The organism is Sporolactobacillus spathodeae, from assembly GCF_016908935.1.
Classification (GTDB): Bacteria; Bacillota; Bacilli; order Bacillales; family Sporolactobacillaceae; genus Sporolactobacillus; species Sporolactobacillus spathodeae.
Genome location: NZ_JAFBEV010000012.1, coordinates 51,494 through 68,778, shown reverse-complemented (window position 1 = coordinate 68,778; position 17,285 = coordinate 51,494). Strand labels below are relative to the sequence as shown.

At 48.6% G+C, this 17,285-nt stretch carries 15 protein-coding genes; 14 read left to right on the top strand and 1 reads right to left on the bottom strand.

What is annotated here, in order from left to right; translation table 11 throughout:
• Window positions 1-578 precede the first annotated feature (578 nt).
• The 4 genes from JOC27_RS07765 to JOC27_RS07750 all read left to right on the top strand — a co-directional run bounded on the left by JOC27_RS07765 (window position 579) and on the right by JOC27_RS07750 (window position 4,614).
• A complete protein-coding gene (locus tag JOC27_RS07765) occupies window positions 579-1,814 on the top strand; it encodes a magnesium transporter MgtE N-terminal domain-containing protein (protein ID WP_239530055.1) in 1,236 nt (411 codons plus the stop codon).
• A gap of 317 nt (window positions 1,815-2,131) precedes the next feature.
• Window positions 2,132-3,379, top strand: coding sequence for an Nramp family divalent metal transporter (locus JOC27_RS07760; protein ID WP_338062787.1), 1,248 nt, complete (start codon window positions 2,132-2,134; stop codon window positions 3,377-3,379).
• 176 nt (window positions 3,380-3,555) lie between these two features.
• Window positions 3,556-4,080, top strand: a complete 525-nt coding sequence (locus JOC27_RS07755; protein ID WP_205006713.1) for a DoxX family membrane protein — start codon at window positions 3,556-3,558, stop codon at window positions 4,078-4,080.
• Between the two features lie 171 nt (window positions 4,081-4,251).
• A complete protein-coding gene (locus tag JOC27_RS07750; protein WP_205006712.1) occupies window positions 4,252-4,614 on the top strand; it encodes a hypothetical protein in 363 nt (120 codons plus the stop codon).
• Here JOC27_RS07750 and JOC27_RS07745 read toward each other — a convergent pair.
• Window positions 4,557-5,861 carry a hypothetical protein gene (locus JOC27_RS07745; RefSeq protein WP_205006711.1) on the bottom strand — a complete coding sequence of 435 codons (1,305 nt, stop codon included), beginning with the start codon at window positions 5,859-5,861 and terminating at the stop codon, window positions 4,557-4,559. The genes JOC27_RS07750 and JOC27_RS07745 overlap by 58 nt on opposite strands.
• A 130-nt stretch (window positions 5,862-5,991) precedes the next feature.
• Here JOC27_RS07745 and JOC27_RS07740 point away from each other — a divergent pair, with 130 nt between their 5' ends.
• The 10 genes from JOC27_RS07740 (at window position 5,992) to JOC27_RS07695 (ending at window position 17,282) form a co-directional block, all read left to right on the top strand.
• Window positions 5,992-7,491, top strand: a complete 1,500-nt coding sequence (locus tag JOC27_RS07740) for a hypothetical protein (RefSeq protein WP_205006710.1) — start codon at window positions 5,992-5,994, stop codon at window positions 7,489-7,491.
• A 606-nt stretch (window positions 7,492-8,097) separates the two neighbouring features.
• Entirely contained in the window at window positions 8,098-9,078 is a 981-nt protein-coding gene (locus JOC27_RS07735) for an ABC transporter substrate-binding protein (RefSeq protein WP_205006709.1), read from the top strand.
• A 30-nt stretch (window positions 9,079-9,108) separates the two neighbouring features.
• Window positions 9,109-9,867 (top strand): ABC transporter permease, encoded by a 759-nt coding sequence (locus tag JOC27_RS07730; RefSeq protein ID WP_205006708.1) that lies wholly within the window; start codon window positions 9,109-9,111, stop codon window positions 9,865-9,867.
• A 27-nt stretch (window positions 9,868-9,894) separates the two neighbouring features.
• Entirely contained in the window at window positions 9,895-10,695 is an 801-nt protein-coding gene (locus JOC27_RS07725) for an ABC transporter ATP-binding protein (RefSeq protein WP_205006707.1), read from the top strand.
• Window positions 10,696-10,711: 16 nt separating this feature from the next.
• Entirely contained in the window at window positions 10,712-11,467 is a 756-nt protein-coding gene (locus JOC27_RS07720; RefSeq protein WP_205006705.1) for an SDR family NAD(P)-dependent oxidoreductase, read from the top strand.
• A gap of 181 nt (window positions 11,468-11,648) precedes the next feature.
• On the top strand, window positions 11,649-11,807 hold the full coding sequence (locus JOC27_RS13685; RefSeq protein WP_205006703.1) for a Rossmann-fold NAD(P)-binding domain-containing protein: 159 nt from the start codon (window positions 11,649-11,651) through the stop codon (window positions 11,805-11,807).
• A gap of 30 nt (window positions 11,808-11,837) precedes the next feature.
• On the top strand, window positions 11,838-13,100 hold the full coding sequence (hisD, locus tag JOC27_RS07710) for a histidinol dehydrogenase (protein ID WP_205006702.1): 1,263 nt from the start codon (window positions 11,838-11,840) through the stop codon (window positions 13,098-13,100).
• A gap of 626 nt (window positions 13,101-13,726) precedes the next feature.
• A complete protein-coding gene (locus JOC27_RS07705) occupies window positions 13,727-14,614 on the top strand; it encodes an SIS domain-containing protein (protein WP_205006700.1) in 888 nt (295 codons plus the stop codon).
• A complete protein-coding gene (locus JOC27_RS07700) occupies window positions 14,611-15,939 on the top strand; it encodes a hydantoinase/carbamoylase family amidase (RefSeq protein ID WP_205006698.1) in 1,329 nt (442 codons plus the stop codon). Before JOC27_RS07705 ends, JOC27_RS07700 begins: the two co-directional genes overlap by 4 nt.
• Window positions 15,940-15,941: 2 nt before the next feature.
• Window positions 15,942-17,282, top strand: a complete 1,341-nt coding sequence (locus tag JOC27_RS07695; RefSeq protein ID WP_415641058.1) for an amidohydrolase family protein — start codon at window positions 15,942-15,944, stop codon at window positions 17,280-17,282.
• The last annotated feature ends 3 nt before the right edge of the window (window positions 17,283-17,285 follow it).

The window sequence follows — 17,285 nt, the reverse complement described above, 5'->3', positions numbered from 1 at the left end:
TTAGGAGCGACTATTCTTAATTTAGGAGCGACTTTTCCGAAATTCGGAGCAACTATTGCCCGATTAGGTGCAACTCCTGAAATTAGTGAGAGCGATATTTCTTGATTCGGGAGCAAATTTTCCTCGCATCGGTCTAACTATTTGCGGATTCGGTCTAATTTTTCTTCGGTTCGGCCTAACTTTTTCCCACTTCGGTCTAACTCCTGAATTTCGGTCTAACTATTTGCGGATTCGGTCTAACTTTTCATTGGTTCGGCCAAACTTTTCCCCACTTCGGTCTAACTCTGGATTTTCGGTCTAACTCTTGCCCAATATTACGCGTTTCTCCCCCAAACTTGAACGCAAACGCCACAACTTCGAGCGGAACACGATAGATTTTTAACGCTTTCCCTGGAGCTTTGACATAAACCATAACTCCGATCCCGAGCCCTAATTTCAAGCATAAGTAAATTTAATGTGGATTGTATTGGTGAATGGTTGATTATTGGAAACATTTTTCGCTATGATGAATACGATACCTTTTTTAAAAAATATGTGCTTTTTTATCGTTTTTTAGAGCAGTGCAAGGGGGGATCCGCTTGGTCCTGATTTCTAAATTTTACTTCAGCCGTGTGCTCGGCCGGCCCGTGTATCAATCCAAAGAGAAAAATATTTTAGGACGGATTGCCGATCTATACGTGGATACGACTTTTAAACGGCCGAAAGTTGTGGCGATTAAGTTGCGCGGCGGGGCGACTTTGGATAGTTCTGATGTGACAATTTTAAAAGATGGTTCAAAATATAATTTTTTCTGCAATGAATTACGCGGTAAAGACATTCGCGGCGGGGATAGTTATCTTTCGCTTGCGGAAACAATGCTTGATAAGCAGATTATCGATTTGGATGGACGTAAGGTTGTCCGTGTCAATGATCTGCGTCTTGCTGTCACGTCGACGGGCGTTTTCCTTATTGCTGTTGATGTGGGCACCGAGGGCCTGTTGCGACGGCTCGATATCGCGCTCCCGCTGAAAAAATTGGTGCGGATTTTCCATAAAAGCCTTCCGAGTAAGCTGATTCTTTGGGACGATGTGCAAACCGTGGAGTCTGGGCAAAATGGATTGAAGCTTGCGGCGCAGGCGAAAAAAATTGCGATTCTTCATCCGTCTGATGTAGCGGATATTATTGAGGATCTGGACAAGGACAGCCAGATGTCGATGTTTTCTGCCTTGGACGAAGAAAAGGCGGCGGATGTGCTCGAGGAAATGGAGCCTGACGTTCAAGTGAAAGTGCTCGACAACCTGTCGATTACCAAAGCTGCCGATGTCCTTGAAAAAATGCCGGCCGATGAAGTGGCCGATATTTTCGGCGTGCTCGACGAAGATGTGGTCACCAATTTACTTGAGGAAATGAATAAAGAAGCTTCTGATGAAGTTCAGGAATTGATGGAATATCCGGAAAACACCGTCGGTAGCTTGATGGCAACCGACTTTGTCTGCGTCACGGAAGCGATGACGGTTGCTGCCTGTTTCGAAAAGCTGCGGCAGGAGAAACCGGAGATGGATACTGTATTCTTCCTTTACGTTGTTGATGCGGCCAATCGGCTAATTGGCACGGTTTCTCTACGTGATTTGGCTGTTGCCAATCCTCAGACAGAGATTCGCGCGATCATGGAAACCGATTTCCATTGGATCTATGACGATGACAGTTTATCGGAAATGATTGAGATTATTTCAAAATATAATCTGCCCGCAGTGGCGGTGTTGGACCATGGTCGCGAGATGTCCGGCATTGTCATCGCAAGCGATGTGCTCTATTATCTCTTGCACAAACACTGATGAGAGAAGCTTGGTTTGGCTAAGTCTTTATTTGTAGCAAATGGGCTTCGGCTGCTCGCTTGCCGCGGGAAGGACGGAAGCCTTCTTAGACAAGCTAGAATTTGCGGAGTCTTCCCTGTCCTGCGCTTCCCGCAGGCATCTTACGCAATCGCTGCATTTTTCAAGCAATCATTTTTTTCTTAATTGGTAATAAAACTTGTCGAAGCCTAGTCTTTATTTGTAGCCAATGCGCTTCGACCGTTCACTTGTCGCGGGCGCCGCGCGCTTCACTGCAATTTTTTTGCAAATTATTAACGGACGAGAAAGGAGGGTTACTTGTGCATCGCCATAATCGCAAACCATCAATGAAATTTCTTTTTTTCTTCAGTATTCTTGGTCCTGGTCTGATTGCGGCTAATGCAGGCAATGATGCCGGTGGTATTTTCACGTACGCCTCAGTGGGGGCGTCCTACGGCTATTCGATGATTTGGGCGCTGATTCTGATTACGGTCAGTTTGGCAATCGTTCAAGAGATGAACGCGCGGATGGCGATTGTGACTGGCAAGGGGCTTGCCAGCCTGATTCGCGAAAATTTTGGCGTGAAGCTGACGTTCCTTGCGATGCTTGTTCTGATGGTTGCCAATTTTGGCGTGTCGCTCGCAGACTTTGCCGGTATCGCGGTCAGTCTTGAACTGTTTGGCGTTAGCAAATACATATCTGTCCCGGTTTTTGGTCTTGCCATCTGGCTACTCGTTTCCAAGGGATCCTACCGCCATGTTGAGAAAATTTTTCTCGCTTTTACACTCGTTTTTCTTGGCTATATCTTTTCTTGTTTCATCGTTCAACCGGATTGGTCCGCCGTCTTTCACCAGTCCGTCATGCCCAAATTATCAATGACTGACGGATTTCTTTTGACGCTGATCGGGATGATTGGGACAACGATTACGCCTTATATGCAATTTTATCTACAATCCTCGATTGTTGATAAAAGGATGAAGCTGACCGAACTTAGAAATGCGCAGATTGATGCCTGCGTCGGGGCGGTTTGGGGTAATGTTATTGCTTTTTTCATTATTGTTTGCACCGCGGCAACGCTTTTCAAAGTGGGTGTCACAATTGATTCTGCTAAACAGGCGGCGCTAGCGCTTGCTCCGATCGCCGGGCATTTTGCTGAAATCCTCTTCGGCGCTGGACTGCTTGGTGCCTCGGTGCTCGCCTGCGCAGTCATTCCGCTCTCGACAGCGTATGCCGTCTGCGAAGCGTTCGGCTTCGAAAGCGGTGTGGATAACAAAGCGAGTGATGCGCCGGTTTTCTATGGCATCTATACGACGATGATCGCTGCCGGTGCCGCTGTCGTGTTGATTCCGGGTCTGTCCCTTGTTCAGCTGACCTTGTTCACGCAGCAGCTTGCCGGAATGCTTTGCCCCGTCATTTTAATTTTCATGACGCTGCTCGTCAATAACAAGCGAATCATGGGCAGCTATGCCAATAATAGGCTACAAAATATCCTCTCCGTGGCAACCGTCGCGTTTATTGTCTTGATGAGTGTGCTCCTGTTTCTGGTGCTGCCGCTAACCATGCGATAAAAATTCGATTGTATGATCTTTTGTGTCAGACGGCTCGTTCACATCCATCCTTCTAAGAAATCGTCATCAATTCTTCATAAATAAGGTGATTGAAACGAGTTGGGGTAACTATAATATTGTGTGGGAAACGTTTTCAATGATTTTACTTGTTTCCCCAACGAAGGAGGGAATTGATTATGGTACACTGGTTACGCACGAGCAAATCGGCATCATTCATTCTCTTGGTTCTTCGCGTGTGGCTGGGATGGCAATGGTTTATCGACGGTCTGGGAAAAGTAACCGGTCCGAAGGCGTTTGATGCAAGCGGCTATTTGCATGGCGTGATCGCCCATCCGGTGGCGGGCCCGACTGGAAAAGTACTTTATGCACCGTATAATGCCTTTATTCAGCATATTGCCTTGCCGGGCTCCGGTTTCTTCAGCTTCCTTGTCAAATGGGGCGAACTGCTCGTTGGTTTGGGACTACTCCTTGGTACCTTGACGACTGCCGCTGTCTTTTTCGCTCTATTAATGAATTTTATGTATCTCTTTGCAGGAACCGTGTCTTCCAATCCACTTTATGTATTTATCGGTGGTTTGATTCTTTTCGCTGGATTTAACGCCGGTAAATGGGGCGGCGATTACTGGGTGATTCCTTGGATCCGCCAGACCGTTCGCGGCTGGTTTCATTCACCGAAAAAGGGTGCGGAAGTCGATTCCTAATGGCTGACACGAACGGTTGTGAATAAAAAAATTTGCGAAGCTTAAAGATTGTTTCTCCCTCTCTAGTAGTAGGTGGAGGACGCTCATCACGATAAAAAAATGGAAGCCTTCCAAAAGGGGGCTTCATTTTTTTTACAGGGAATAAAGAAAGCATAAGATATTGCGCAAGAAATGGGTAAAGGTGGCTGGCGCCTTGCGGGAAAAGCGAGCGCCCGCCCGGTGCAATTGTTGCAAAAAAACTTGATGATGCTAGGCTTCCGCAAAAGAAAAAATGTATATGGATTTGGCGGAAAATGTGTGAAGGTGCGCTGGCGCCTTACGGGAAAAGCGAGCCATCAAGACCCCGCAGATACTAGCTTGTTCGAGGAGATGCGCGGCGCCCGCGGCAAGCGAACAACCGAAGCGCAATTATTGAAAAAGGACTTGGCTATGCCAAGTTTTTCTGAATTCTGCACGATGTTATTGAAAACAAATGATCAGCCGTTGATCAGAGTGAAAATATTCACTATGATAGCCCGAATATCGACAGAGTAAGGCCCACCATCGACAGAGTAGGGGCCAGCATCGACAGAGTAGGAGTCAGCATCGACAGAGTAGGCCGGAACATCGACAGAGTAGGAGTCAGCATCGACAGAGTAGGGGTCAGCATCGACAGAGTAGGGGCCAGCATCGACAGAGTAGGGCGTCACATCGACAGAGTAGGGCGTCACATCGACAGAGTAGGGCGCAGCATCGACAGAGTAGGAGTCAGCATCGACAGAGTAGGAGTCCGCATCGACAGAGTAGGAGTCAGCATCGACAGAGTAGGGGCCAGCATCGACAGAGTAGGGGCCAGCATCGACAGAGTAGGGGCCAGCATCGACAGAGTAGGGCGCAGCATCGACAGAGTAGGAGTCAGCATCGACAGAGTAGGGCGTCACATCGACAGAGTAGGAGTCCGCATCGACAGAGTAGGGCCCGCCATCGACAGAGTAGGGGTCAGCATCGACAGAGTAGGGGTCAGCATCGACAGAGTAGGCACGAACATCGACAGAGTAGGAGTCGGCATCGACAGAGTAGGGCGTCACATCGACAGAGTAGGAGTCAGCATCGACAGAGCAGGAGTCAGCATCGACAGAGCAGGGCGTCACATCGACAGAGTAGGGCGCAGCATCGACAGAGTAGGGCCCGCCATCGACAGAGTAGGCCCGAACATCGACAGAGTAGGCCCGAACATCGACAGAGTAGGAGTCAACATCGACAGAGTAGGCCCGAACATCGACAGAGTAAGGCCCGCCATCGACAGAGTAGGGCCCACCATCGACAGAGTAGGAGTCCGCATCGACAGAGTAGGAGTCAGCATCGACAGAGTAGGCACGAACATCGACAGAGTAGGCCCGAACATCGACAGAGTAGGAGTCGGCATCGACAGAGTAGGGTGCAGCATCGACAGAGTAGGGCGTCACATCGACAGAGTAGGGCCCACCATCGACAGAGTAGGGCGTCACATCGACAGAGTAGGGCGTCACATCGACAGAGTAGGAGTCGGCATCGACAGAGTAGGAGTGAGCATCGACAGAGTAGGGGTCAGCATCGACAGAGTAGGGCCCGCCATCGACAGAGTAGGAGTCCGCATCGACAGAGTAGGAGTGAGCATCGACAGAGTAGGGGTCAGCATCGACAGAGTAGGAGGCAAGATCGACAGAGTAGGGGGCAAGATCGACAGAGTAGGGGCAACATCGACGGATTAAGATGTTGCAAACAAGGACTTGACGGTGCCAAGTCTTTTGCAAATGAACCAATCGGAATTCGAGCATCGACTGGAAAAAGGTTCAGTGAATCGGGCATTGCCATGTTCTATGAAAAATTGATACAATGTTCGAAAAGTAGATGAATAGGAACCGCAAATTGCCAACTAAGGGGGTGAGACTTTTGAAGAGACTAGCTCTGATCGGCAGCAGTGGAGGGAATTTCTACCGTTTAGGCGGTTCTGATCCGGAACAGATGCTCACCGACTTGATCCAATCGTTCCAATCCAATGATTTTGAACTAGCCAATCTTCTTTTTGTCGCGGCGGATCAGTCGCTTGATAAAAAGCAAGAGGCCGTGACCGCTACGCTATACATATATGAAAACAACCAATTGAAAAAGGTGGGACAGGGTTCGCTGCACGCGATCAATCAGCAGGCTGCGCGCTATGATTCTGAGCTTGCCGCACAGATTGAGCAGAGCGCCGTTGACGGTTTAATCACGATCAGCTCGGATCCGCTCGGTATCAATGCGCGTTCCGTTGACGCGGCGATTCGCGCCGAGCTGCCAATCGCCGGAACGGGCGGGACATCAATGGCCACAATTCAGTCATCTGGGGGACTTGTGATTAGCGTGTCGGGGACAACGGGGACAAGCAATGAGACGCGTACACTTTCTCTCGTAGCTGCTTTTGTTCGGCATTGGAAAATTCGGCAAGGTTTCAGGAAATACATACCTAACTTGGCCATCGATTGGTCGGGGCTGATGACATCCGGTTTACCTGCTTTTATTGTGTTGACGCTCGTCGCGGCATCCACTCGTTTTTCCTGGGTGCAGCAGAACTCTTTCTTTCATACGGTGCAAGACGCATTGCCTGTGGTTCTCGCGGTTCTTGCTGCGCGCCGGATTGCTAAATTTGGCGAAATGACGCTTATTGCCGGTATTTTGGCGGGCAGCCTTGCCGCAAGCTATGGCGTCATTGCCGGACTCTTCGCCGGCGTCCTGTGCGGGATCACCGCACAGCTTCTCTTCCAACAATGTCTGAAATGGGCGTTTCCACTGACAGCGGCCAATCTGCTGTCGGTCAGCGTTTCGGGTTTGTTGCCCGGTATTTTGCTGCATGTGGGTGCCGGCAACCTGCTGCTTCGTCTGCAGCTATTCGTGCCAGACACACTCGGTCACCTGCTTGCCGTGCAACCGATCGTCATCGGCGCAACGCTTGGCGTCTTGATGTGGTTTTTTATACTCAAGGGTGGCTATCATGCCGTGGTTCTCCCGCTGCTTTTGATCGAACTTGCCGGCAGCGGCTTCAGCTATTTGGGGGCTTTTGACTTGATCTGCCTTGTACTCGTTGCTGCAGGGATCAATTTGGCAAACTATCTATTTGACCACAGTAAATCGGCTCGTACCGGTTTGTTCATGAATCTTTTATTTGGCACGTTGGTAGAATCCGTCTATCCTTCCCTGAAAAATAAGCGTTTATTTGTGTTCATTCTCGTTGTGGCCGGGGCCAGTGGCGCGTTCGTTGCCCAATTGCAACTGCGCGGAACGGCTTATATCCCGGTATTACTTGCTCCATTTCTCTCAACGTCGCTGCGGGACTATCTTTTCGTGATGTTGGGCACTGTTATTCTTTCTTTTTTGGCTGCTACTTTTATTCGTCTTTCGGGGAGGCGCACCTGAGCGATTTCTAGCAAATTTCGAAAATATTCAATAGTCAAATAGCTTGTTGACAAAAGATTTATTCATGAATATAATCATTCGTATAAATTGATTTACGGATTATTTTATTCATAGACTTTAGGAGAGTGATGTAATAAATAGATAAATGATTTCTGAATTCTACGGATGATTATGAGTTTTTTGAAAAAACGTTTTTTATGATCCAATTACGAATTGATTGACCAAGGCCGTTCGGACAATCATTTCGCAGATTATTCTAGTCATATACTTTAGGAAAGTGGTGTGATACATAGATAAATGAATTTTGAATGATCTGGATCATTATGAATTTTCGAAAATTATTTTTTTGAAAAGATAAGAATGTATCAGATTTTGCACAAAAAATGGAGCGAAGGCGCTCTGGCGCCTTGCGGGAAAAGCGAGCCAAGCGAGACCCCGCAGATTCTAGCTTGTTTGAGGGGCTCAGGATCGCCCGCGGCAAACGAGCAGCCAGGGCGTAATTTTTGAAAAAATAGACTTGACGTAGACGAGTTTATCTTATCCAAACGATTGTTTGATCGATCACAAGTTCACACAAAAATCATTAAAATGGGAGGCACGTTCGAGATGAAACGAAAACTTAGTGTAGCTGGTCTGTTACTTCTAGTTCTTCTTTTAGTCGCTGGTTGCGGAAACAACGCAAGCAGTTCTTCTTCTGGCGGCAAGAAATTGGTTGATCTGCAAATGGGTACAGAGGCTTGGATCGGCTATGGCCCGTGGTGGATTGCCAAGGAGAAAGGAATTTTCAAAAAGAATGGTATCAATGCCAATATTGTGATGTTCAAGCAAGACTCCGATATCAACGCCGCTTTTGCTTCCGATAAGGTACAGGTGGCCAATATTGCTTCGCATACAGCGATGCGGATGGCCGCAAATAATGCTATCGATTTAAAAAGCATTGTCTTCATGGATCAGTCGATGACTGCTGACGCGATGATTACTTCGGCAAAATACAAGAGTCTTTCCGCGTTGAAAGGTAAAAAGGTTGCTTATGAAGAAGGGACCACTTCCGATTTGCTTTTCCATCAGGCCGTGAAGACACAGGGCTTGAAGCCAAGTGATTTTAAAGTGGTCTATATGGCTGCTTCGGATGCGGGACTTGCGCTTCTGTCGGGAAAAGTCGATGCCGCTGTCACGTATGAACCGTATATCTCAAGCATCATCGCCAAGGATAAAACGGTCCATAGCATTTACTCCGGCGAACAGTCGCCTGGACTGATCAGCGATATGACGGTTGTTAAATCGAGCTATCTAAAAGCGCATCCAGAGATGAAAGCGAAACTTCAGAAAGTCTGGAGCGAGGCGATGACATATTGGAAGGCGCATCCGTCAGAGGGTAATAAAATTGTCGCAGATGCCACAGGAACTTCAGCAGGTGATTTGCCGACGATTCTCAAAGGAATTAAATTCTACACATTGAGCGACCAGAAACAAGCCGCAGAGTCTGGCGACTTGGATAAAGCATTGACCAATATTAAAAATATTCTTACGCAACAGAAAGAATTGAAGAAAAATATATCGATTAAAGAGCTGCTATCAATTCAATAATTGGGTGCGCGGTATGCAGGGGGTGGAACCATGCGTTTGAAAATCGTATCGGCATCCGGAATCGCACTTGTTCTGGCTGTCTGGTGCGCAGTGACTTATACCGGAATGGTAGGCAGTCTGTTCTTGCCAACCCCGACGGCCGTGCTGCAAGAAGCGGTCAAAGAAATTCAATCCGGTGTCTTTTTTTCTGATATTGAAGTTAGCTTTTACAGAATTACGATTGGTTTTGTTTTCGCCACGGCATTTGCCCTGCCGATCGGCGTGCTGATGGGCACGTCTAAGACGTGGAAAGCCTTTTGGGAACCCCTTGTTGGGTTTATTCGCTATATGCCGGTTGTCGCGTTTATTCCGATGTCGATTCTCTGGTTCGGGACAAGCGATATGCAGAAATTCTTTATCATCTTCCTCGGCGTTTTCTTCCAGGAAGTGATCATGATTGCCGACAATTGTAAACGCGTTAAGCGTTCCGTTGTCGAAGTGGGCATGACGCTTGGTCTCAATCGGCTCGAAGTGATTAAAGACATTGTCGTCCGTGCAGCGATGCCGTCAATTTGGGATACGTTGCGAACCGTTTGGGGCTGGGCTTGGACCTACCTCGTCGTGGCTGAACTCGTTGCGGCAACGAGCGGTCTTGGTTTCCGCATTATGCAGGCGCAGCGTTACCTATCGACAGAAACGATTATTCTCGGCATTTTGACCATTGGTGTTCTCGGTCTGATTACCGATTTGATTTTCGGCCTTTTGGGGAAATTCTTCTTCCCATGGATGGAAAAGGAAAAAATCAACTAAGACAAGCGGGGAGAGGAGGTATATATTTTGTCAGAGTTATTATTGGAGGCCAGTCATGTCGGCCGGACGTTTGAAACGAAAAAGGGACGATTCACCGCGCTGAACGATGTACACCTGACGATTCACCAGCATGAATTTGTTTCGCTGCTCGGGCCATCCGGATGCGGCAAGTCAACCTTTCTGCGTCTTGTCGCCGGTTTGGATCAAATAACGGACGGCACGATTGTGCTAAACGGTCAGCCGATAACGCGGCCGGGTCGCGATCGCGGTGTCGTTTTTCAACAATACAGTCTACTGCCATGGCTTTTGGCATGGGAAAATGTTGCCTTTGCGTTGAAAAAAGATCGCTTGCTCAATAAGAAACAGAAAAAAGAGTTGGCCTATCACTTTCTGAAGCTTGTCGGCCTAGAGGGTTTCGAGACCGTTTACCCGTCGCAAATGTCTGGCGGGATGCAGCAGCGCGTGGCGATTGCCCGGGCACTCGTTTTCAAACCGAAGCTGCTGTTGATGGACGAGCCGTTCGGCGCGTTGGACGCGCAAACACGGCGCGACATGCAAGACTTGTTAGTCAAGGTCTTTAAAGAAGCGCAGTCCAGTGTTCTTTTTGTGACCCATGATATTGATGAGGCGGTTTATTTGTCAGATCGCGTCTATGTGATGGCTAGCGGCCCTGGGCGCAATGCGAAAGAATTAACGATTGAGCTGCCGGATGCGCGGGATTGGAGCCTGCAATTGACGGAGCCTTTTATTGCGTATAAAAAAGAAATCATTCTCGAATTGCAGAAGCAGCGGCGGGAAGCGGCAGAAAAAGCGGCCGCGACTCGTTAATCAGGTGGTGAAAGCAATGGCGGCGCAGCATTTATTTGATCTAGAAGGAAAAACAGCACTTGTGACTGGCGCTGGACGCGGCCTTGGCCGTGGCTATGCGCGGGCTTTAGCGCAGGCAGGCTGTTTCTGCATCTGTGCGGGAAGGCGTCAAGCCGATCTGGCGGATACAGTTGCTGCAATTTCGGCGCAAGGTGGCAAGGCTGAGGCGGCTGTTCTGGATGTCACGGATCGCGCCGGTTGCCGCACTTTAGCCGATCGCTATCCGCAGATTGATATATTAGTCAACAACGCCGGTTTCGAAGCTCCGGAACCTTTTTTGGATGTGACGGAAGCCCATTATGACGCGATTATGGCAGTCAATCTCAAAGGTGTTTTTTTTCTCAGCCAGGTCGTTGCCGGAAAAATGAAGGAACAGGGACATGGGAAAATCATCAATATTGCCTCGCTTGGCAGCTATCTCGGACTTGCGGCGTCATCCGTTTATTGCGCGTCAAAAGGGGCGATTGTGCAGCTGACCAAGACGATGGCGATTGAACTTGCTTCGGACAATATACAGGTGAACGCCATTGCGCCGGGTTATTTTCTGACCCAGATGACGCAGCCGTTTTTCGATGATCCGGCGCATAAGTCTTGGATAGAAACGCGGATTCCAGCAGGCCGAATTGGCGATCCAGAGGATTTGTCCGGCGCGTTGGTTTTCCTTTCAAGCCACGCTTCGGATTATGTGACAGGCCAGACGATCGCCGTGGACGGTGGCTGGCTAGCGGGATAAACCTTGGAAATGATCCGGCACATAGGGCCTAGGTAGATACGTGGATTTTGAGTAGGTTGAAATGGCAAGCCGTGGGATTTGTTCAAAGTAAAAAAAGCAAAAGATTTTTGGTGGAAAATGGAGCGAAGGAGCGAGACGCCTGCGGGAAAAGCGAGCCAAGTGAGAACCCGCAGATGCTAGCTTGTTTGAGGAGACGCGCGGCGCCCCCGGCAAGCGAGCAGCCGAAGCGCAATTGTTAAAAAAGGATTTGTCCGGCGCGTTGGTTTTCCTTTCAAGCCACGCTTCGGATTATGTGACAGGCCAGACGATTGCCGTGGACGGTGGCTGGTTGGCCGGATAAATTGTAGAGAAGAAGGAGGAACCCAGGAAAATGGAAGTTGTCAAGCAAGCAGTGAAAAAGACCTATGAACGTGATCAGAACTTGACCGAACTGGTTAGCGGCATTATCGAACAAGTGAAAGCGGAAGGTGATAAGAAGCTGCTCGAACTCTCGGAAAAATTTGATCGTGTGGTATTGGACAAGGTTCGCGTCAGCAAGGAGACCATTGCCGCGGCCTATGAACAGATCGACCCGAAAACGGTAGACGCGTTGCGTTTCGCCGCTTCCAATATTTCTTTTTACGCGAAAAAGCAGTATGAATGCCTGCAAGCAATGAAGGTGAGTAGCCCGGTGCCCGGCGTGACGCTGGGACATAAATTGATTCCGATTGAACGCTGCGGCGCCTATATTCCGGGTGGGCGCTATCCGCTGCCAAGTTCTGCCCTGATGTCGATTTTGACCGCGAAGATTGCCGGTGTAAAATCCGTTTGCGCTTGTTGCCCGCCTTCGCGCGAGCATGGCACGATTCATCCAGCAGTGCTGGTTGCCATGGATATCGCGGGCGCCGATGAAATCTATTGCGTCGGCGGGGCTCAGGCGATTGCGGCAATGGCTTATGGCACGGAGTCGATCGGAAAAGTCAATCTGGTCGTCGGCCCGGGCAATCGCTTTGTCGCAGAAGCGAAGCGTCAAGTGCTCGGTGACGTCGGTATCGACAGTATTGCCGGTCCGAGCGAAGTGCTAATCATTGCCGATGAAAGTGCCAATCCGTCGTATGTCGCCATCGATTTACTGGCACAGGCGGAGCATGATCCGAATACGAAGACGATTCTAGTCGCAACCGATCGTGCGATGATTGCACAGGTAGAAGCCAAAATCGACGAATATCTTGGTGATTTGGAAACAAGTGCGATTGCCCGCGAGTCTTGGCAGAATAATGGACAAATTTATCTCGTTGACAGCGAGGATGAAGCGGTTCGTTTCTCGGATGAGGTGGCGCCGGAGCATCTTGAAGTGCAGACAAAAGATGCGCATGCGCTCAGCGAGAAGCTGAGCAACTATGGCTCGCTATTTATTGGTCAATACGCCCCGGTCGCGTTCGGCGACTATGTATCGGGCACCAATCACATTCTGCCAACCATGGGCACGGCCAAATACTCCAACGGTGTTTGGGTCGGCACCTTTATCAAAACCTCGTTTTTCCAGGAGATTACGGAAGAGGGCTGCCAAAATTTATCCGCTGCCTGCATGCACCTGGCTAACGTCGAAGGATTGTTTGCCCATAAGAAATCCGTCGCCATGCGCGTCGAATAAATCAGAAAGAACTTTCCCAAGGAAGATGGAGGGAAAGTTCTTTCTATATTATATGAATGTAAGCGCTTCGAAATTATTAGGATCAAAGTTTTGGCCTTCGATAGAAGTCTACTTGCTGCTGACCTGGCCAACGAAAAGTTAGACCGAACCTCGAAAAAGTTAGACCAAAGCCGTGAAAAGTTAGACCGAACCTCGAAAGTTAGACCGAATCCACGAAAAGTTAGACCGAACCTCGAAAAAGTTAGACCGAATCCACGAAAAGTTAGACCGAACCTATGAAAAGTTAGGCCGAAGCCGTAAAAATTTTGACCTATCCAAAAAAGCTACTTCCGGATTAAGCAAAAATCCGTCCGAAATCGGTCAATCGGCCGAAGTCGGTTGCTCCGAAAAACTTTCTGCTTCACTCCTCTCAAATTGTACCGCTAATACACTGCTTCAGTTGAATTAGAGCAAACTTCTCTTTCGCAAACCTGGCAATTTTTAGATGATTAGCAAAATAGACACTTATAATAATATGCCGTAAAAATTTATTTTACTAAATTTATTGACAATAACAAAAATATAAATATAATTATTCATAAATAATAGTTTATGAATAGAACCATCAAAAAGTTGTGGTGAGCGTTGTGAAGGAACAGTCGGAAATAAAGAAGCTCGATGATTTGTGGGTGCGGATTGCTCAGGTAGCTCAGGGGTCACCGACCTACGAAAAACTGGCGCACTACATTGAGAAGAATTATATGCAGGTGATTTTCATGACCGCGTCCGAAGTTGCGGAAAAGACCGAGGTGAGCCAGGGGAGCGTTTCGCGGTTTTGTATTGGGCTTGGTTACAAAGGGTATAACGATTTTCTGCATAGCCTTCAACGCTTTGCGAAAAAGGAGATGACCGCACCGCAACGACTGCAGTATACGAGCAATTCCGATGAGAATATTGCTAGCATTCTCAGGATGGAGTACGAGAATATGGATCAGCTGACGACGATCCTTCATCAGCCCGCCTATCAGAAGCTGGTTGCGCAGCTAGTCGACGCGGAGCAGGTGCTGCTTGTTTCCGCCCGCATGTCGGCAACTTTGCTCTCTTATACCAGTTATATTCTGAATAAAATCAGAAATAACGTGCGGCGCCTCACACCGCAAAGTCCGGAATGGGACACGATTGATTTGCTCGATCCGAAAAAGGTTCAGGTGCTCGCCATGGTTTTTCCCAGGTATCCGAAGGCGCTGCTTGAAAAATTGAATGAGCTAGATCAGAAGGGCTTTCCGATCGCCGCGATCACGGATAGTATCACATCGCCAGTATACAGCTTGGCCAATCCAGTGCTCAGCGTTCCGATTACCACATCATCAATTTTTGATATTTATAGCACGCCGATTCTGTTTCTTAATTTGCTCTTGCGTGATGTTGCCAGAAAGACGCAAGGGCTGGATAAACGAATGCAGGAAATTGAGCAGCTGGATCGGATGCACAATACCTATTACGAGATTCATAGAAGTGGCCCGAAAGCAACATGAGTGATGAGCCATTTTTCAGGTTTCAAGAAACGAAGGTGCTGAATTTGGAAATTCCCGAGAAGAAAGAGAAAACAAATATTCGCGTGAACGCGGCGCGCATCAGTGAACGGCTGAATCAACTGGCTGCGTTTGGGTTAAATGCTGAAGGCGGCATCGATCGTTCTTTTGGCAGCGATCAGGATATCCGGGCGCGCAAGTGGCTGAGCCAATTATGGACACACGTGTTTGAAGCGCCAGTTAAAATCGATCCGATTGCAAATCTTTGGGTGCGCTACGATAAAGGACAGACGCTAAAGCCAATTGTTCTTGGATCGCATCATGACGCGGTTGCTAATGGTGGAAAATTTGACGGCGCGATGGGGGTACTGCTTGCTACTGAGGTTCTGCAGACATTGAAAGAAGCGGGTTATCCGCTCCGGCATCCGCTGATGGCTGTTTCCTTTTCAGCAGAGGAACCGAATCCCTATAATATTTCAACACTCGGCAGTCGCTCAATCACCGGTGTCCTGACTAAAGAAGATTTGCAGTCCGCGGTTCATGGGAAGACCAATGAAAAGATAACCGAAACAATCCACCGTCTTGGCGGCGATGTCGATCAATTAGCCAGCCACCTGCTTCAGTCCGATGAATTGGCGGCATTTATCGAATGCCATATCGAGCAGGGGAGGAATCTTATCGACTCTGGCAAATCACTGGCTGTTGTTTCGGGAATCACCGGTATTTATCGTGAAAAGCTAACCCTCTCCGGCGAAGCCAATCATGCGGGAACCACTTTAATGCCGGACCGGCATGACGCGCTTCTTGCCGGGGCTGAGATCAGCTTAGGCTTGGAAGAGATCGTGACCGATTTGAATCGCAATGATGTTGTCGCAACGGTTGGCCATTTTGATGTTTATCCGGATTCGGCCAATATCATTCCTGGAAAAGTCGAATTGATTGCTGAAATCAGGACGTCGGACAGAAACGTATTACAAGGCATTATTCAAGCCTTTTCGACAGTCATCGATCAGGCGTCAAAGAAAAGGCAAGTCGGGGTGCAGCGCGATGTGATTCTTGATCAAAATGGCGTGCCAATGGATGCGCATGTTCAGGAAGCGTTGCGGCAGGCGATTGAGACACTCAGCGAGTCGTATCTGACGCTGCCGAGCTTGGCCGGTCACGATTCGGCGCATATGGCGCCGATAACACCGACCGGTATGTTGTTTGTGCCGAGTATTAATGGCAAAAGCCACTGCCCGGACGAAGAAACAAAGATCGACGATATCGTCAAGGCTGGCAATGCGCTGGTTCAGGCAGTTATCGTTTTAGACAAGGAGTTGAATTGACGGTGCTGAAATTGTTTAAGCCGCGTCTTCTATATTGTGCTGGTAAATTTCTGGAAGGTTACGCGGCAGCTGTGGTGGACGGACAAATTAAAGAAACCGGACCCTATGAAGCACTGAAAGAAAAGTATCCAAACGCGGCGGTCATCGACTGGCCAGATGACGTGTTGATTCCGGGAACGGTCAATGCGCATAACCATTCGTTTCAAAGCTTGCTGCGCGGCATTGCCGTCGATCGTCCATTTCTCGAATGGCGTGATCAGTCGCTATATAAATTTTCTCCCTACCTGAAGGCGAAAGATGTCTATACCGGAGCGGTTTTCGCTTTCGGCGAAATGATGAAATACGGTGTCACCACCGTCTGCGATTATTTCTATGTGCATAACGAAGGCGTCGAAAGCGACGAAGCGATCATCCAGGCGGCAAAAGATGTCGGTATCCGCTTGGTGCTCGCAAGAACGATGTATGACTGGGACGGCGCGCCGGCCGGCTATGTCGAAACGATTGCGGACGCGGTAAACAATGTGCGGGCGCTTGCTAAGAAATATCAAGCAGACCCGATGACGACGATTGTTCCGGCGCCGCACAGCTTACATGCCGCTTCAGTTGAAATGGTGCAGGCTGGGCACCGGCTCGCGCAAGAGCTTGACACCTGTTTCCATATTCATGTTGCCGAAGAACCGTTTGAAGTCGATCAAGTGAAAAAGGAACACGGCATCCGTCCGGTTGAATTATTGAAAAAAATCGGCGTCATGGATGATCAGCGGATGGTTGCGATTCACTGCGTCTGGCTGAATGATGAGGAAAAGAAGCTGATGGGCGAGAACAAAGCGCAACTCGTCTACTGCCCATCCAGCAATATGTTTCTGGCTGACGGCGTCACTGATATTCCAGCTTTGATGGATAACGGCGTGCGGATCGGTCTTGGTTCGGACGGCGCTTGTAGCAATAACCGGATCAGTGTATTTGAAGAAATGCGGATGTGCGCGATGCTGCAAAAGGTGCATCAGTTGAATGGTCTCGCGGTCAATTATCAGCAGGTTTTTGATATGGGTACGAAAGATGGCGCTGATTTGCTGCAGCTGCCGGTCGGACGAATTGAAGCAGGATGCCAAGCCGATTTTGTTGGCTTGAATTTGAAAGACATTTCACTGCAGCCAATTTTTCAATCCAAGGAACAAATTTTACCAAATATTGTTTATGCGATGCAGCCGAATGCGATTGCCCATGTGGTTGTCGACGGTAAAGTCACAGTTGACAACGGAAAAATCCTGACTATTCCGGAAGATCGGATTGTCAGCAATGTGCAAACATTGATGAATCGTTTGGAAGATCAATTATCCTAATTT

Excerpts from the sequence above, each read along its gene's own strand:
- JOC27_RS07755 (WP_205006713.1), top strand. The coding sequence starts at position 3,556 with ATGGTACACTGGTTACGCACGAGCAAATCGGCATCATTCATTCTCTTG.
- JOC27_RS07750 (WP_205006712.1), top strand. The coding sequence starts at position 4,252 with ATGGGTAAAGGTGGCTGGCGCCTTGCGGGAAAAGCGAGCGCCCGCCCG.
- JOC27_RS07735 (WP_205006709.1), top strand. The coding sequence starts at position 8,098 with ATGAAACGAAAACTTAGTGTAGCTGGTCTGTTACTTCTAGTTCTTCTT.
- JOC27_RS07730 (WP_205006708.1), top strand. The coding sequence starts at position 9,109 with ATGCGTTTGAAAATCGTATCGGCATCCGGAATCGCACTTGTTCTGGCT.
- JOC27_RS07720 (WP_205006705.1), top strand. The coding sequence starts at position 10,712 with ATGGCGGCGCAGCATTTATTTGATCTAGAAGGAAAAACAGCACTTGTG.
- hisD (WP_205006702.1), top strand. The coding sequence starts at position 11,838 with ATGGAAGTTGTCAAGCAAGCAGTGAAAAAGACCTATGAACGTGATCAG.
- JOC27_RS07700 (WP_205006698.1), top strand. The coding sequence starts at position 14,611 with ATGAGTGATGAGCCATTTTTCAGGTTTCAAGAAACGAAGGTGCTGAAT.